10 protein-coding genes are annotated in these 15215 nt (G+C 71.7%); all 10 read right to left on the bottom strand.

Annotated elements, in window-relative coordinates:
- Entirely contained in the window at positions 1-1935 is a 1935-nt protein-coding gene (asnB, locus tag OG780_RS09885) for an asparagine synthase (glutamine-hydrolyzing) (protein ID WP_328446727.1), read from the bottom strand.
- Positions 1936-1938: 3 nt separating this feature from the next.
- Entirely contained in the window at positions 1939-3456 is a 1518-nt protein-coding gene (locus OG780_RS09880; RefSeq protein WP_328446725.1) for a Wzz/FepE/Etk N-terminal domain-containing protein, read from the bottom strand.
- Positions 3453-4820: a Wzz/FepE/Etk N-terminal domain-containing protein gene (locus tag OG780_RS09875; protein WP_328446722.1), complete on the bottom strand. Its 1368-nt coding sequence runs from the start codon at positions 4818-4820 to the stop codon at positions 3453-3455. The genes OG780_RS09880 and OG780_RS09875 overlap by 4 nt, the downstream gene beginning before the upstream one ends.
- The gene (locus OG780_RS09870; protein WP_328446720.1) at positions 4810-6084 is read right to left on the bottom strand and encodes a glycosyltransferase family 4 protein; all 1275 of its coding nucleotides are present in this window, start codon (positions 6082-6084) and stop codon (positions 4810-4812) included. Before OG780_RS09870 ends, OG780_RS09875 begins: the two co-directional genes overlap by 11 nt.
- Positions 6074-7390, bottom strand: a complete 1317-nt coding sequence (locus OG780_RS09865) for a nucleotide sugar dehydrogenase (RefSeq protein WP_328446718.1) — start codon at positions 7388-7390, stop codon at positions 6074-6076. The genes OG780_RS09870 and OG780_RS09865 overlap by 11 nt, the downstream gene beginning before the upstream one ends.
- Positions 7391-7463: 73 nt before the next feature.
- Positions 7464-8942: a sugar transferase gene (locus OG780_RS09860; RefSeq protein ID WP_328446716.1), complete on the bottom strand. Its 1479-nt coding sequence runs from the start codon at positions 8940-8942 to the stop codon at positions 7464-7466.
- A gap of 752 nt (positions 8943-9694) precedes the next feature.
- Entirely contained in the window at positions 9695-10180 is a 486-nt protein-coding gene (locus OG780_RS09855; protein WP_328446714.1) for a hypothetical protein, read from the bottom strand.
- 334 nt (positions 10181-10514) lie between these two features.
- A complete protein-coding gene (locus tag OG780_RS09850; protein WP_328446712.1) occupies positions 10515-12797 on the bottom strand; it encodes a hypothetical protein in 2283 nt (760 codons plus the stop codon).
- Complete coding sequence (locus tag OG780_RS09845; RefSeq protein WP_328446711.1) at positions 12794-13894, bottom strand: hypothetical protein; 1101 nt, start codon at positions 13892-13894, stop codon at positions 12794-12796. Before OG780_RS09845 ends, OG780_RS09850 begins: the two co-directional genes overlap by 4 nt.
- Positions 13891-15192 (bottom strand): hypothetical protein, encoded by a 1302-nt coding sequence (locus OG780_RS09840; protein WP_328446710.1) that lies wholly within the window; start codon positions 15190-15192, stop codon positions 13891-13893. The genes OG780_RS09845 and OG780_RS09840 overlap by 4 nt, the downstream gene beginning before the upstream one ends.
- Positions 15193-15215 lie beyond the last annotated feature (23 nt).

The raw sequence follows: 15215 nt of genomic DNA, 5'->3' as shown, positions 1-15215 counted from the left end.
CTAGGCCGCCGAGCGAGTGTCCTGGCCGGACCCGGAGACCGCGCCGCGATACCAGTACTCGAGGGTCAGCACATGCCACAGATGCTTGGAGAAGTCCCGCTGCCCGGCGGCGTCCTCGGCGACCATGCGCGCCAGCGCGTCACGGCGCAGGAGCCCCGAACGGACGAGCTCGCCGTCGTTCACCACCTCGCGCACCAGCGGTGCCAGATCCCTGCTCATCCAGGCGCGCAGCGGGGCGCTGAACAGGCCCTTGGGCCGGTACACGATCTCCCGGGGCAGGACCGAGGCGGCCGCCTCCTTGAGGACCGCCTTCCCCTGCCGTCCGACGATCTTGCGGTCACCGGGCACGGCGAACGCCGCCCTGACCACCTCGACGTCCACGTACGGCACCCGTACCTCCGTCGACGCGGCCATGCTCGACCGGTCCGTGTAGGCGAGGTTCAGGCCCGGCAGGAACATCCGGGAGTCGCCCAGGCACATACGGTTGACGAAGTCGTCGAGGTCGTTGTCCTCGTAGACATCCGCGTGCTCGGTCAGCACCTCGTCGACCGTCCCGGCCAGGTCCGGATCGATCAGGGCCAGCAGCTCGGCCCGGTCGTACATGGTGTAGCTGCGCCGGAACGCGGTCTCCTCCGGCAGATCGGCGAAGGACAGGAACCGCTTCGCGAAGCGCACCGAGCGGTACCCCCGGCGGGCCGAGGCGACCGGCAGCCGGTCCACGGCCGCGGACACGCCGCGCCGCAGGGGCCGCGGGACCCGCTGGTAGCGCAGCGCGATCAGGTTGGCCAGGTGCTTGCGATAGCCGGCGAACAGCTCGTCGGCACCCATCCCCGAGAGCATCACCTTGACCCCGGCCTCCCGGGCGGCCGAGCAGATCAGGAACGTGTTGATCGCGGCGGGGTCGCCGATCGGCTCGTCCAGGTGGTGCGTCATCCGCGGCAGCAGGTCGAGCACGTTCGGAGCGATCTCGATCTCGTGCAGGTCGACGCCGAACCGCTCGGCCACCTGCCGGGCATAGCGCAGGTCGTCCGGCATCGCCTCGAACTTGGCGTCCTCGGCCCGGAACCCGATCGTGTAGGCCGAGATCCCGGGCCGGTCGCGGGCCGCCAGCGCGGTCAGATAGCTGGAGTCGAGACCGCCGGAGAGGAAGGTCGCCACGGGGACGTCGGAGAGCAGGTGGCGCCGGGTCGACTCCTCGACGACGGCGGCGATGTCCGGCAGGTCACCGCTTCTGGCCCGCTCCTGGCCCTCGGCGGCGACGTCCTTCAGATTCCAGTACCGGCCGCGCTCCACCCGGCCGTCGGGCCGGAACCTCAGCCAGCTCCCCGGCGGCAGTTTCTCCGCCTCACGGAACGCGCAGCGCGAGTCCGGCACCCAGTAGTACAGCAGCGAGGCCACCAGCGCGGCGTGGTCCACCTCCAGCGACCCGCCGCTCACGGCGGCCAGCGCCTTGAGCTCGGAGGCGAACACCAGGCCCCCGCCGCGCCGGAGCAGGAACAGCGGCTTGATGCCGAGCTGGTCCCGGGCGAGCACCAGTTCACCGGTCCGCTCGTCGAAGATCCCGAACGCGAACATGCCGCGCAGCCGGGGCAGGCAGTCCGTGCCCCAGCGCCGCCAGGCCTCCAGCAGCACCTCGGTGTCGGAGGTACCGCGAAAGCGCACCCCGGAGGCCTCCAGCTCGGCACGCAGTTCGGGCGCGTTGTACAGCTCGCCGTTGTACGTCAGGACGAGGCCGCCCGAGACCATCGGCTGGGCGCCGGTCTCCGACAGGTCGATGATGGCCAGCCGGCGGTGCCCGAGATGCACCTCGCCGTCACCGACGGGGTGGCTGTAGCGGCCGGCCCCGTCCGGACCCCGGTGGGCCAGGGTCTCGGTGAGCCGGTCGGCCACGGCCTTCCCGTCGGGCCATCGGTAAGTACCCGCGATGCCACACATGTCCTACCGTGCCTCCTGGTCGCTGTCCGGGACGCGTGCCGCCCACATCGGCTGCCGCTCCGCCCGCCGGGCCGTCCCGCCCTGCCGGGCCGACCGCTCGTCCTGGCCGCGCAGCGCGGTGTTCAGCCCGTCCCACAGGGTGCCGTCGGTCCGGTCACGCGGATCGGGGTCGATCAGCACCACGCCGATCACCGCGATGCGCTGGTCCGCGAGCTGCCGTGCCACGGTGTGCAGCCATGCGGCGCTGCCGTGCCCGGCACGTACGACCAGCACGGTCCGCGTGCCGAGGTACTGCAGGTCGGTCCACGCCGTGCCGGGCGCCACCGAGCCGACGCCGACCCGGCGTTCCTGATGCGGCACGGACGCGGCACCTTCGCCGCTGACCACGGTCGGGTCTCCCGGCTTCGGGCGGCGCTTGGCGAGTTGGAGTCCGGGCAGACCGTCGACGACGACCACCGGCCCGTCCGCCGCCAGCGCCCTGGCGAGGTCCAGGGCGAGCACGCTCGTGCTGCGCGCGGTGCCCAGTTCGAGCAGTGACACCGGCTCCGCGGAGGCGCGCGCGGTGCGCGCCAGGGATGTGGTGAGCCGTTCGCGTGCCAGCCGGATCCGCCGGCGCCGCCACGGCCGGACCGACCGGCGGGGCAGCTCCGCGACGACCGAGGCGCCGAGGTTCGACGCGATCTCCCGGCGCAGCACGGGGCGGTCGGCCACCACCGAACCGACCGCGGCCACCGCGAGGCCGAGGACGAGACCGAGGACGAGGCCGACCGCGGCGTTGGTGGCGGCGGCCCTGGGCAGGGAGTTCCGTACCGCGCTCGGGGCGTCCACGATCTGTGTGCCGGCGATGAGCTTCGGCGTGCCGATGCGCGCCTCGGCGGCGCGCTGGCCGAAGTCGGAGATCCGCGAGGTGAGTTCGGCCCGACGGGCGAAGAGCGACTCCAGGTCCGCCGACGCCGTCGGCCCGCTCTGCGGCGATCCGTCCCCGATCGCCTTGTTGACCTGGGCGAGTTCGCCCTGCAGGCGGTCGCGCTGGTCGAGCAGGGCCTTGGCCTCGGCGTCCGCGGCCGCCCGGATCCGCTTCACATGGTCCGCGACGAACGCGTCGGCCAGCGCCTTGGCGCGGGCCTCCGCGTCCGCGTCGCTGTCACCGGTCACCGTGATCTGCAGCAGGTTGTTGGTCAGGCCGATCCCCGTGTAGTCCTTCATGAAGTCCTCCGGCTTCTCCGGAGAGTGGAGGGACTTCAGGGCCTTGTCGGCGATCCGCGTGGTCTGGAGCAGCGCGACGTCGGTGCGGATCAGCGTTCCGGGGTCGTTCGGCTGGTCCTCCTGATGCGCGACCAGCACCTTGGTCTCAGCGGTCGGCGGCGCCGGCAGCAGGACCGCCACCGCCGCGCCCACGAGCAGCCCCAGCAGCCCCACGGCGCACCAGAAGCGGCGCCGTCTGCGCACCGCCACCACCAGCGCCTGCAGATCCAGCAGCGGAGCGGCGGCCGACGACTCCGCAGTCGTACTCGTCGTCACCCTGAACTTCCCTTCGCGTCGTGGCCGACCGCGAGCACCGGCGTGGAGGTATTCCGGGGACGGCCGGCGGACCGCGCCGGAAGGGCCCGGACCATGCCGGCGAGGACGATGCCGACGATCTCGTGCTTGGCGTCCGCACAGGCCTCGGCGATGCCCGCGAGCTCCCCCGCGGTCCAGCTGCCCGGGCTGAGCACGACCAGGACACCGGACTCGCTGCCGCGGTCCGGCACCAGCGGATGGGACACGGAGACCCCCACCATCCGCAGCACCGGATCGCCCTCCGCCTCCGCGACGAGCTGACCCGCGGCCCGGCGGGCGATCTCGTCGCCTTCCGGGACGACGACCAGCAGCCCCCGCGGAGCGGGCAGCCGGTCCCGGAGACGGGTACACACCCGCCGGTAGCGGATCTGCCTGCTGACCTCGTCGCCGGAGGCCTGCGGGGCCGGTATGTCCCAGCGGACGTCGACGCCCAGCAACCGGCGGATCGTGGCCCGCGGGCCACGGCCCTCAGGCCGGTGCGCGGACCGCTCACCGGGAACGTCGACGGTCCCCAGCAGCGCCGCGCCCAGCGCCGCGGCGATCTCCGGCTGGGTGCGCAGCCGGCGGCTCATCCGGGCCGCGGTGAGATGGCCGACGACCCCGAGCAGGAAGAACAGCAGCGCCCCGGCGACGACGAGCTGGATCCTCGTCGGCGGTGCCTCGCCGGTCGGCCGGGCGGCCGACCCCATCACGACCATGTTGGCCCTGCCGGCGGAGGGGTCGGCCTGGTCCAGCTTGCCGATGGCCTCCTGGAGCGTGGTACGCAGCTTCTCGAGCTCGGTGCGGGCCTGGACGCTCTCCACGGTCTGCCCCGGATCGGCGGCGTCGGCCAGCTCGGTGATGCGACGGCTGGTCTGCACCACCGTCTGCTGCAGTGCCTCGCGCTGCGCCGCCGCCTCGGGGTCGGTGTTGTCGTCCACGATCCGTGCGGCGAACGTGACGAACTGCTTGGCCACCTGGTCGGAGAGCTGCTGCGCGCGCTCCGGGGTCTCCGCCGTGCCCGAGATCTTGATGATGTTCCCGTCGGTGGTCTTGGCGCTCACTCGGTCCCGGAGCTCGCTGTTGCTGACCCCGGACCAGTGCAGCGCGGCGGCCGCCTGGTCGACCACCACCGAACTGGTCGCGATCTCCTCCTGGGTCAGCAGCTCGCGTTCCTCCCAGGCGCCCGGCAGCAGTACCGATGCCGACGTCGTGTAGCGCGGCGGGAAGAGCAAGGACGTGCCGTACCCGCCGAGCGCGCCCACCAGGGCGAGGACGGTGAGGAGCCGCCAGCGCCGACGGATGATCCGCCCGATCGTGACCAGGCGTATCGTGTCATCGTTCAACGGTGCGGCCTCCGCCCTGTGCCCGGTCCGGATCGTCCGCCGACGCCGGGGCGTGGTCGCGGCAGGCGGCGGCGTAGGCGGCGAGCAGGGACGCCTGGGAGTTGCGCCAGGAGAGCGGGCCGCTGATCCGCTCCTGACCGATCTTGCCCATCAGAGCGCGCTTCTCCGGATCGTCCAGCAGCAGCGCGATGAGCCTCGCGAACTCGGCCTCGTCGTTGGCGGGCGCGTAGACGGCGGCGTCACCGGCGGAGACGCGCGCCTCCCGGAGGTCGAAGGAGACGAGCGGCCGGCCCATCACCATGTACTCCAGGACCTTGTTCATGGTCGAGACGTCGTTGAGAGGGTTGTGCGGGTCGGGGGAGAGGCACACGTCCGCGGTGGACAGGTAGCGCACCAGGTCCGCGTCCGGGATGCGTCCGGTGAACTGCACCTGCTCCGAGAGCCCGAGCTGCCGGGACAGCTCCACCATCGCCTCGAAGGTGTCACCGCCTCCGACGAACACCGCGTGCCAGTCGGTCCGCCCGACCTCGTCGCGCAGTTTCGCCAGAGCCCGCAAGGCGTAGTCGACGCCGTCCTGCGGGCCCATGACCCCGAGGTAGCACAGCAGATGGGGCTTGCCGCGCTTCAGCTCCGGCTCGGGCGGTACGGGGTGGAACCGGTCGATGTCGGGCGCGCTGCGCACCACGAAGACGTCCTCCGGCCGCCGGCCGCCGCGGCGCACCGCGACGTCCCGGTAGCTCTCGTTCGTGGCGAGCACGACGTCCGCGGCCCGGTAGGTCATCCGTTCCAGCGCGCACACGCCGCGGTAGAGCAGGTCCTTGCCGCGGCCGAACCGGGACAGGTACAGCTCGGGCACCAGGTCGTGCTGGTCGAAGACGAACCGCGCTCCGCGCCGCTTCAGCCACCGTGCGGGCAGGAACAGCAGGTCGGGCGGATTGCAGGCGTGGACCACGTCGACCGGGCCGATCTTCCGGGCCAGCCTGATCGTGTGCCACAACGCCGATCCGTACTCCCGCAGATAGCCGGCCGGTCCGCCGGTGGCGGCGCGCAACGGGTAGCGGTGGATCCGCACCCCGTCGATCTCCGCCTCCGGCTCCGTGTCCCGCTTGCTGCCCTGGGGACAGATGACGTGCACCGTCCAGCCGGCGTCGCGCAGCGTCGTGCACTCCTGCCACACCCGTCGGTCGAAGGGCACCGACAGGTTCTCCACCAGGATCAGCGCGCGCCGGTCATGCCGGTCGCCGCTGGTCGTGTCACCAAGCAAGGCCCATGTATCCCGGTTCGGTCCGGCGCGCGTCGGCGTCGGGAAGGTGGATGAGATCGACGATCATCGGGCCGTCGCCGTGGGGCAGTGCCGACAGCACGGCCGGGTCCCTGGTTCCGACCAGGCACACCTCCGCGTGTTCCAGCACCTCGTCGACGGAGTCCGCGAGCAGCTGCGCGAGGTGCGGCAGCCGGGTCTCGATGTATTCGCGGTTCGCGCCGAGCAGCCGGGAGAGGCTCACGTTGGCGTCGTGGATCCGCAGGTCGTACCCCTTGCCGAACAGCCTCTCCGCCAGCTCGACGAGCGGGCTCTCGCGGAGGTCGTCGGTGCCGGGTTTGAAGGACAGTCCGAACAGGCCGACCCGGCGCTTGCCGGTGCGCTCGACCATCTCCACCGCGCGCTGCAGATGGTCGGAGTTGGAGGGCAGCACGTGGGAGAGGATGGGCACCGAGACGTCCGCCCGCTGCGCCGCGTGGACCAGGCTGCGCAGGTCCTTGGGCAGGCACGAGCCGCCGAAGGCGAAACCGGGCCGCAGGTAGGCGGGGCTGATGTTCAGCTTGCGGTCGGCCAGGAACACGTCGATCACCTGGTGCGAGTCCACCCCGAGGGCCTGGCACACCGCGCCCAGCTCGTTCGCGAAACCGATCTTGAGGCCGTGGAACGCGTTGTCCGCGTACTTGATCGCCTCGGCCACGGGGATCGGCACCCGGAACACCTCGCCGGGCAGTCCCTCGTACAGGGCCGCCACCACATCGCCGCTCGCCGCGTCGAGTTCGCCGATGACGGTCTTCGGCGGGTCGAAGAAGTCCCGCACGCTCGTGCCCTCGCGCAGGAACTCCGGGTTGACCGCGACCCCGACGTCCACGCCGGCCGTTCCGCCGACGTACTTCTCCAGGACCGGCACCAGCAGGTTCAGGCAGGTGCCCGGGAGCATGGTGCTGCGGAACACGACGGTGTGCCGGCCGCCCCGCTCGGCCAGCGCGGCACCGATCTCCTCGGTCACCCGCTCCAGGTACGTGGTGCACAGGCTGCCGTTGGGCTCCGAGGGCGTGCCCACACAGATCAGCGACACCTCGCTGTTCGCGATCGCCTCACGGACGTCGGTGGTGGCGCGTAAGGCCCCGCTTCCCACGACGTCGGCGACGAGCTCGCCGATCCCCTCCTCGACCACCGGGGCCTTGCCGTCGTTGACCAGGTCGACCTTCACCTGGTTGACGTCCACGCCGATGACCTCGTGGCCCTGGCCGGCCAGGCACGCGGCCGACACACAGCCCACGTAACCGAGCCCGAAAACGCTGACCTTCATGACCCGTTCCTCCCCCCGGGCAGGCCCTTGCGGCCTGCCGTAGACGCGTCTGCCCGACGACGCCCTGCGCGCATCAGTAGGCCCCCTGCCCGTAGAGCACCGCACGCAGCGTCTTCCACAAGATCACTGTGTCCAGGGCGAGCGACCAGTCCTCCACGTACCGCAGGTCCAGCCGCACCGCCTCCTCCCACGACAGGTCGCTGCGTCCGCTGATCTGCCACAGGCCGGTGAGTCCCGGCTTGACCAGCAGCCGCCGCCGGATGTCCGGGCCGTACGCGGCGGACTCCTCCGGTAACGGAGGCCGCGGACCGACGAGTGACATCGATCCGGTCAGCACGTTGAAAAGCTGCGGGAGCTCGTCGATCGAGTACCGGCGCAGCACCGCTCCCACCCGGGTCACCCGCGGGTCCCGGCGGACCTTGAACAACAGGCCGGCGCCCTCGTCGAGGCCGGCCAGCTCGGCTCGTGCACCATGGGCCCCGGAGACCATGGTGCGGAACTTGAGAATGGTGAACTCCCGGCCGTTCTTGCCGACCCGGCGCTGGCTGTAGAACGCCCCGCCCCGGCTGTCGAGCAGCACGAGCAGCCCCACCAGCACCATCAGCGGCGCGAACAGCAGCAGCAGGACGGCCGCGCCCAGTCGGTCGACGACCACCTTGACCGCGCGGCGGCCCCCGGTGAAGGTCGGCATGCTGACCCGCAGCAGCGGGATCCCGAGCACCGCGTCGACGTGCAGCCGTGGACCGGCCACCTCCATCAGCACGGGGGCCACGACCATCTCGGCGTCGCTGCCCTCCAGGTTCCAGGCCAGCCGCTGGAGCCGGTCCGGTGACCAGTGCGGGTCCGGGGTGACCGCGACGACCCGGTAGCCGTCGCGGTGCACGTGGCCCGCGACGTCCGCCAGCCGTCCGACGACCGGCACTCCGTCCAACTCGTCACCGTCGGGCCCGTGACCGTCGGTCGTGCACACCGCCTCCACCCGCCAGCCGAGGTGCGGGAACTTGCGGGTCCGGGTGACCAGGTCGCGCAGGGTCGCCGGGCTCCCGGCGGCGAGCACCGGTCGCAGACACCGTCCTTCCTTGCGCTGTTTGTGCAGCCACAGGCGCAGCAGATAGCGCACGGTCATCGTGACGATCGCGATCGCGGGGATCGCGACGAAGATCCAGAGTTTGATGTTGCGCGAGGTGAGCGCGATCCCGCCGAGCGCCAGGACGACGGTCGCCGCGAACAGCGAGCGCCCTAACCGGCGGAATTCCTCGGCGCCCTGACCGAGCACGGCCGGAGCCCACGCCCGGCTCACCGCTAATGCCCCCAGCACCAGCAGTTCGGTGCCGAACGCGAGGATGCCCCACTTCTCGTGCCAGTTGGCCGCGTCCCGGGCCCCGAAGAAGTTGCCGATCGCCGCCACCACGAAGGCGGTGGCGATCATGTCGCTGGTGATCACGGTACGGCGGTACCGCTGCTCCCAGTCGGTCGCAGGCTGATTGACCGCCCCGTTCGTCAGACGCTCGCGCGCAGACGGAAACGGGCGTACTAGTCCCCCTTGCCGCACAGAACCCCCCAGGTTCCAGTGGTTCGACGTGTTCGCCTAACACTGTTCCTCGCTCCGGGAGGCACCCCAGCCTCCCGCGCCGCGCCGCGCTGTTCCTCCCCCCGGGAGGCCCCCGCCTCCCGCGCCGCGCTGTTCATCCCCCCGGGAGGCACTGCCTCCCGTCCAACGAACTCCCGCTTTTTCAGGGCTATTTGAACAACTCGCCCTGGCGGCAGCGGACTTGCGCTCCTGCCGCACTTCCGAGGTGCCCCGGAACCCGTCGAGACCCCGGGTGCTCCCCGCACCCGAACCCCTTCACGGCTCCAGGAACCGACCACCCCCAAGTCCCGCGTCGAGGAGGCCAATGCTGGCATTCCTGGCGCCGGACCTATAGATCATTATTGGTCGCCTCGTGTCCGAACAGCTGAAGCACGGTCAATCTAGACCATCAGGGCCGTTATGAAGAGGGGGATGTGTGGAATTTGTGCCCAAGATTTGGGGCCGGATCCGTCGACGGATGTCCGCCTACGGGCGCTTTGGTGTCATCGCGCCGCTCTGGGTGGCTCGTCCGGCACTCGGGTCCAGCGTGTGCGGGGCGCCGATCGGCATGTCTCAACAGGCCTTCTGTAGACCCTAGTTCGACGAAACCGGCCACCGACGAGCCGTCGCTCCCGCCGCGATCGCGCAGAGCCGGTCGCCCCGCTCGAAGACGACGTACGGGCTCGAGCGGACGACCGCCATCAGGCGATTGTGAAGGCGTCTCCGAACGCCCGTCACGGCTCCGGCATGTGACTGAAACTCATGCTGGCTGCGGGAGCCGGATCGTGAGAGTGGGGAGTACGACTGATCAGCCGGTGCTCGTCCTGGGCGAGGAACTGCAGGCGCTGGAACGTGCCGGGTTTGAGACCGAGACGGAGTTCCAGGCACTTCTCGCGCGCCACCCGCGGGTGCTGGACTTCGGCTCGCCGGCGGACGGCCCGCCCCTGCGTCAAGGACGGGCGTCCACTGGAGGAGGTGTGCGGGGAGCTTCTGGGCGAGCGTTCCGCGGACGAGTTCTGGTCGAGTCGACGGTCGAGGAGCGGTTGGCCGCCGGGCGGATGCGGTTGCTGTTCGTTGCCGACAGGATTCCGCTGGAGCTGCGGGCGATCGTCGAGTTCCTCAACCGGCAGATGCGGCAGACGGATGTGTACGCGGTCGAGCTGACCCAGTACCGCGGCGGGGGAGACCGTGACCTTTGTGTCCTCGTTCCGCGCATTCACGGGGAGGTCGCCACGTCGGCGGAGTCCCCCTCCGGCCGCCGCACCGTGCAGCGGACCACGCGGGCCGAGACGGACGCGGCGATTCAGTCTCGCCCCGGTCCGGAGGTACGACGGATCGCGACCACCCTGCTCGATCACGCGGCGGCCGACGGGCGGCCTGAGGGCGGAACAGCCAAGTATCCGTCTGATCGCGTGCGCTGCGGAAGGACAAGGACGCCAGCCGTCCCGGCCTCGCTGTCCGGCCCGGTGCCTGGGACGTGTTCCTCGGCTCCCTCGGACAGCAGCCTCTTGCGGGTCTGCCCCCGATCTCGGTCGGGGGCAGACCTGTGTCCGCCTACGGGTGTGCCTTCTCGTACAACACCCGGGTGATTGCCAGCCAAGTCTCCTTCGGCAATGTCGGAATCCGGTCCTCCTGCGCGTAGATCAGGAGTTCCTGCAGGATCCGGTGGTCGGCCGGGTCGTCGGAGGAGGCGATCGAGCTGAGGTATCTGGTGAGCTGGGGGCTCTGGGGCTTCGTCGTCCGGGGTTCGACGAGCCAGCTGAAGAACCAGCGGATGACGCGGGCGGTGCGTTGGGTATGGAGGTCGGTCAGGTACGGGTCCGGGGAGTCGGGGGGTGCTGTGATCCGGAAGTTGATCGTCAGGAGGCTCGCGAGGAGGTCGCGGGCCGACTCCTCCGCCTGGACGGCGGGTGGGAGGTGTTCGAGGACGATGTTCTGGGCGGCGTAGGGCAGGGGTTCCCGGAGGAGGGACAGGAGGTCCTCGTGGTGGGTCTGGGCCAGGCGCTCCTCAGTCTTGTGCCGGAGGTCGGCGGCACGTTCCGCCGGGTTCGTCGCGTGGATCAGGTCCTTGGCCAGCGCCCGGATCTGGAACGTCTCCATGCGGGCCCGGCGGCCCCTGTGCCCCCAGAGCTTCGAGACCGTCGATCTTCCCGCGACCGGCTGGTCGAAGAGCTCCGGCAACGCCTCTTCCTCCAGGGCGCGTTGGCGGTCCGGCGTCAGCCGGTCGGTGATCGCTCCCATCGCCGGGGCCGTCGCGGAGCTCATTTCGGCGCTCGTCGCGTGGTGGGTGATGGGCGCGTCCGCCCGCGGGGAGAACCCGGGGGGCGGGTTCGGCGGTGGCGGGTACCGGGGTGGGGTGTTCGGTGACTCCGGGTATCCGTAGTGGGCCCCCTGCCCTGACCGTCCGGACTGCCTGTGCTGCCCTGGCTGCCTGGGCTCCACGGTCTGCCCGGACGCGTACGTCCCCTGTGCCGCCGCAGACGTTGATCCGTCCGACGACGCCGACGACAGAGTCTCCGTGCCGGACCGCTGCGCTTCCGTCGCTTCGAGTGAGCCCTGCCCCTCCTCCGTAAGACTCCCCGACTGCCGTAGCGCTGTCGCCGGCTCCGTCGTCGGGCGGGAGTGCGGGGGAGGGGGCAACTCCGTTTTTTTGAGAAGCTGTTGGCGCCGCTCCGGTGGGGAGGTCCAGCTCGCGTCGGAGGCCGGGGTGTGCCGGTCCGGCGGATGAGCATGCGACTCGTCCTGGATGTAAGGCTGTTGCGGCGGGGCGGGCTGCTGGTCCCGTTCCGGGGCCTGGGGTGGGGAGATCACCGGGACGGAACCCGTGTCCGTGGTTCCCGGGCCCTCGTATCTGGCGGGCCACACTTCGCGGAGCCGGGCGTGGAAGCGCCGTAGCTTGAGGTCGGTCGTGTTCGGGTCGGTGTCCAGCAGGCGGTGGTACTTGACGGCGCGCCAGTCCAGGTAGTGGTCCACGAGGGTGGCGGCGAGTTCGGAGGCCGGGTCCGTGCCGGGGTCCAGCAGGTCGATCCGGTGCAGACGGCTGTCCTCGGTGGGCGAGACACGCCAGGCCGGGACGAACACCACCCGGTACGCCTGGTCGTCCATCGTGTCGAAGGTGGCGAACTGCCAGCTTCCCGAGCCCCGGTCCAGCGAGGAGCCGAAGATCCACCACAGACCCCACAGCACCAGGAGTGCCGGCTCCGGCAACTCCCGCACGGGGGGCACCGGTCGGTGCTCCCGGTCCTGGGCGTGCGCCTTGGCCAGGGACTCGTCCAGCTCGCCCACGAGAGCCGACAGCCGGGCCCCCGGAGTGCGCAGGAACTGGGCCACCAGACAGAGCAGCGGGCGCCGGACCAGCCGTACGTTCTCCCACATGTGGTTCCGCATGTGGTTGGCCAGGGCGTTGAGCCGTTCGCGCGGCATCGGCTCGATCCGCCCCGTCACCCGGTCGGCCCAGCCCTGCTCCGCCCAGGGAACCGCGCCCAGGCTGACGCAGTACAGCGGCACCAGGAGCTTCGCCGGCCCCAGCAGCGCATGGCACACCGTGCTGTCGCGCCCTTGGGCGTCGGAGCCCGGGGTGCGGCGGACGAGGAGGACCCGGCCGCCGGGGATGATGTGCCGGACCAGGCTGGGGCGCTGTTCGCCGCCCATGACGCGGAGGACGGGGCCGAGCCGGTCGGCGAGTGCGCGTGCCTCGGGCTCGGGGCAGGAGTAGGCGACCGCGGCGATCCCCGCGCCCCGGTGGCCGAGGTTGCCGGCCCAGCGGAACACGACCTGGTGCACCCGGTCGTCGGGTGCGGCCGTGTCGCCGGGTAGGCCGGGCTGCGTACGTGTCACAAGCCCACCGCCGCCGGTCCGTCCTCGGTGCCGTCGTCGAGCAGCCCGCACATGGCGAGCACCGAGATCAGCGGCTCCAGCACCCGCAACGGCCGGGTGCCGTGCGGGAATCTGCCCTCGTGGTCGTGGCTGCCGGTGGCCGAGGCGAAGTGCAGGGTGCAGCGCAGCACGCTGTCGAAGGGACCGACCCACGCCTGCCCGGTGTGGTGGCGCAGGAACGAGTACGCGTCCCGGCTTTCCTCCATGAACCGCTCGGCCATCCGCCGTTCCGGCGGGGGTTCGCCCAGCCAGCGGTCCACGGGCGGTTCGAACCGCACCAGATCGCTCTTGTTGATCACCACCGCCGCCGCCACCCCGAGATACTGCCCGCCCGCGCGCGGCAGCCGGTCCAGCACGGTCTGGAACGCCGGATCGCCGCCCCGGGTGTAGCCGAGGTCGCCGCGCAACGGGTCCAGATACGGCATCGGCAGCGCCCGCAGCGGGTCCACCACGAAGATCAGCGCGTCCACGCCCACCATGAACCGGGTCAGCGCGTCCGTGCGGCGCAGGTCCTCACCGGCCAGGTCGAAGAACGCCACCGGCCGGGCCGGCCCGTCCGGGCGGCTCAGCAGCAGCGCGTCCACGAACGCGGCGAACTCACCGGCGCTGCGGGTGTGCTCCAGCATGGTCCCGGACCGCAGCCGCTCCACCCGCTCGGTCATGAACGTCTGGTGGTCCTGCGGGTTCACCGACTGCATCTGCAGCCCGTACCGCTTCAGACCGCCGTCGGCGATCTCGGCGATCATCTGGGTGAGCAGATGCGTCTTGCCGGTGGCCGAGTCCCCGACCATCGCCACGGTCAGCGGACTGCCGTTGGTCAGGTACGGCACCGGGATGTAATGGGCTTGCTCGCCCTCGGAGTTGCCGCACCGCTGATAGGCGGAGCGGAGGGTGTCGGCGAGACGCAGCGGACTGATCCCCCGGTCCACGTGCAGCTCCTCGAACAGCTGCTTGTCGTTGCGAGCGAACAACCGCTGCTCGTCGTAGGAGATGATCTCCAGGCAGTACGGGCAGAGGATCTCCTGGGCGGTGGCGCCCGGGGGCATCGGAACGGTCATCGGCGGGTGTCTCCTTCGGACCGGCTCCCGCCGGGCTCGTTCGTGCCGGAGGTACGGCCTCCGCTGATCCAGGTGCGCAGCCGGCCGCGCTCGCGTGCCGGATACTCGTAGCCGGTGAACTGCGCCGGCGGTGCCTCGCCGTACCGGGACCCGTCCGCGCCGTAGCCGCCCGGGGCCCCGGTGTGTTCCTGCTCCGGGAGGTACGGAGTGTGCGCCGGGGGCGGCGGGGCGAGGGAGGCGTGCTTGCGGCGCCGGATCTCGTCGAACTCCCGCCGGTGGTGCTCCAGCGGATCCGGCAGCAGCACGCCCGCCGCCTCGGCGGCGACCTCAGGCACCAGGGTGCGCAGCAGCGCGTCCGGCGTCGGCCGGTCCTGAGCGTGCCGGGCGAACACCTGGCCCAGCGTCTCCGTCACCGACCGCTGCGCGGCGAGGTCGGCGGGCGGTCCGTCGGCGTTCCCCGGCCGGCCGGTGACCAGGTGGTACATCACCTGCGCCACGCTCCACAGCGCGTCCCGCGCCTCCGTCGTGCCCACCCCGGCCCGCTGCTCGGGCGAGGCGTACGGCGGGATGCCGTACGGCATCCGGGGACGCCCGGCCCGCACCACCGAGCCCAGGTCCCACACCTGCACGCCCTGCGCGTCCCAGCGGACGGCGCCCGGCACGATGCCCCGGTGCACCAGGCCGACCGCCTCCATCAGCCGTACCGCCAGCACCAGATCGCGCTCCACGGCTCGCTGGTCGCCCATCGACACCCGCTCGGTCGGCCCGGACAGCGGGCGTCCGCGCGGTACGGCGTACAACACGAACGGCGCCAAGGTGTTGACGTCGTAACCGACCGGCGTCGGGAAGAGACCCGCGAAGCGGGTGCCCGCGTACGCCCGGTGCAGCGCCAGCGCGGCGGTGATCTCCGCCCGGAGCAGGGTGCACGCCTCCCGGTCCGCGCCCGCCTCCTGCGGCAGCCGGACCTGGAAGCCCTGCCAGCCGTCCTCGAAGCGGACCGGCCGGGCCAGCGCGGGCGGCCGGACCAGACGCGGCCGGTCCGGCCCGAACCTGGCCCGCACCCGGTGCGCGACGCCCTGCGGCGAGACGAACGAGAACTCCACGGCCGCCTCCCGGGACGCGGCGGGGCCGGTCTCCCGGCCGGTGTGCTCGCGGGGCCGCACCCGCTCCGCGCGGTCACCCTCCGCGTCGTGGACGGACTCCTGACGGGCGGTCGGCCGGGGGCCGGCCGCCGCGTACGGCTCCGGCGCCGGCCCGAACCGGTCCGGGTGCGGTGCGGGCCGGTGGTCGTTCACCATGACTTCCCCACTGTGTTGGTCCG

The organism is Streptomyces sp. NBC_00386, assembly GCF_036063235.1.
GTDB lineage: Bacteria > Actinomycetota > Actinomycetes > Streptomycetales > Streptomycetaceae > Streptomyces.
This window is presented reverse-complemented; position numbering and strand designations above follow the sequence as displayed.

What these genes read in the sequence shown, in the direction of transcription:
- asnB (WP_328446727.1), bottom strand. Translation starts at nt 1,935, where the DNA reads ATGTGTGGCATCGCGGGTACTTACCGATGGCCCGACGGGAAGGCCGTG.
- OG780_RS09865 (WP_328446718.1), bottom strand. Translation starts at nt 7,390, where the DNA reads ATGAAGGTCAGCGTTTTCGGGCTCGGTTACGTGGGCTGTGTGTCGGCC.
- OG780_RS09845 (WP_328446711.1), bottom strand. Translation starts at nt 13,894, where the DNA reads ATGACCGTTCCGATGCCCCCGGGCGCCACCGCCCAGGAGATCCTCTGC.
- OG780_RS09840 (WP_328446710.1), bottom strand. Translation starts at nt 15,192, where the DNA reads ATGGTGAACGACCACCGGCCCGCACCGCACCCGGACCGGTTCGGGCCG.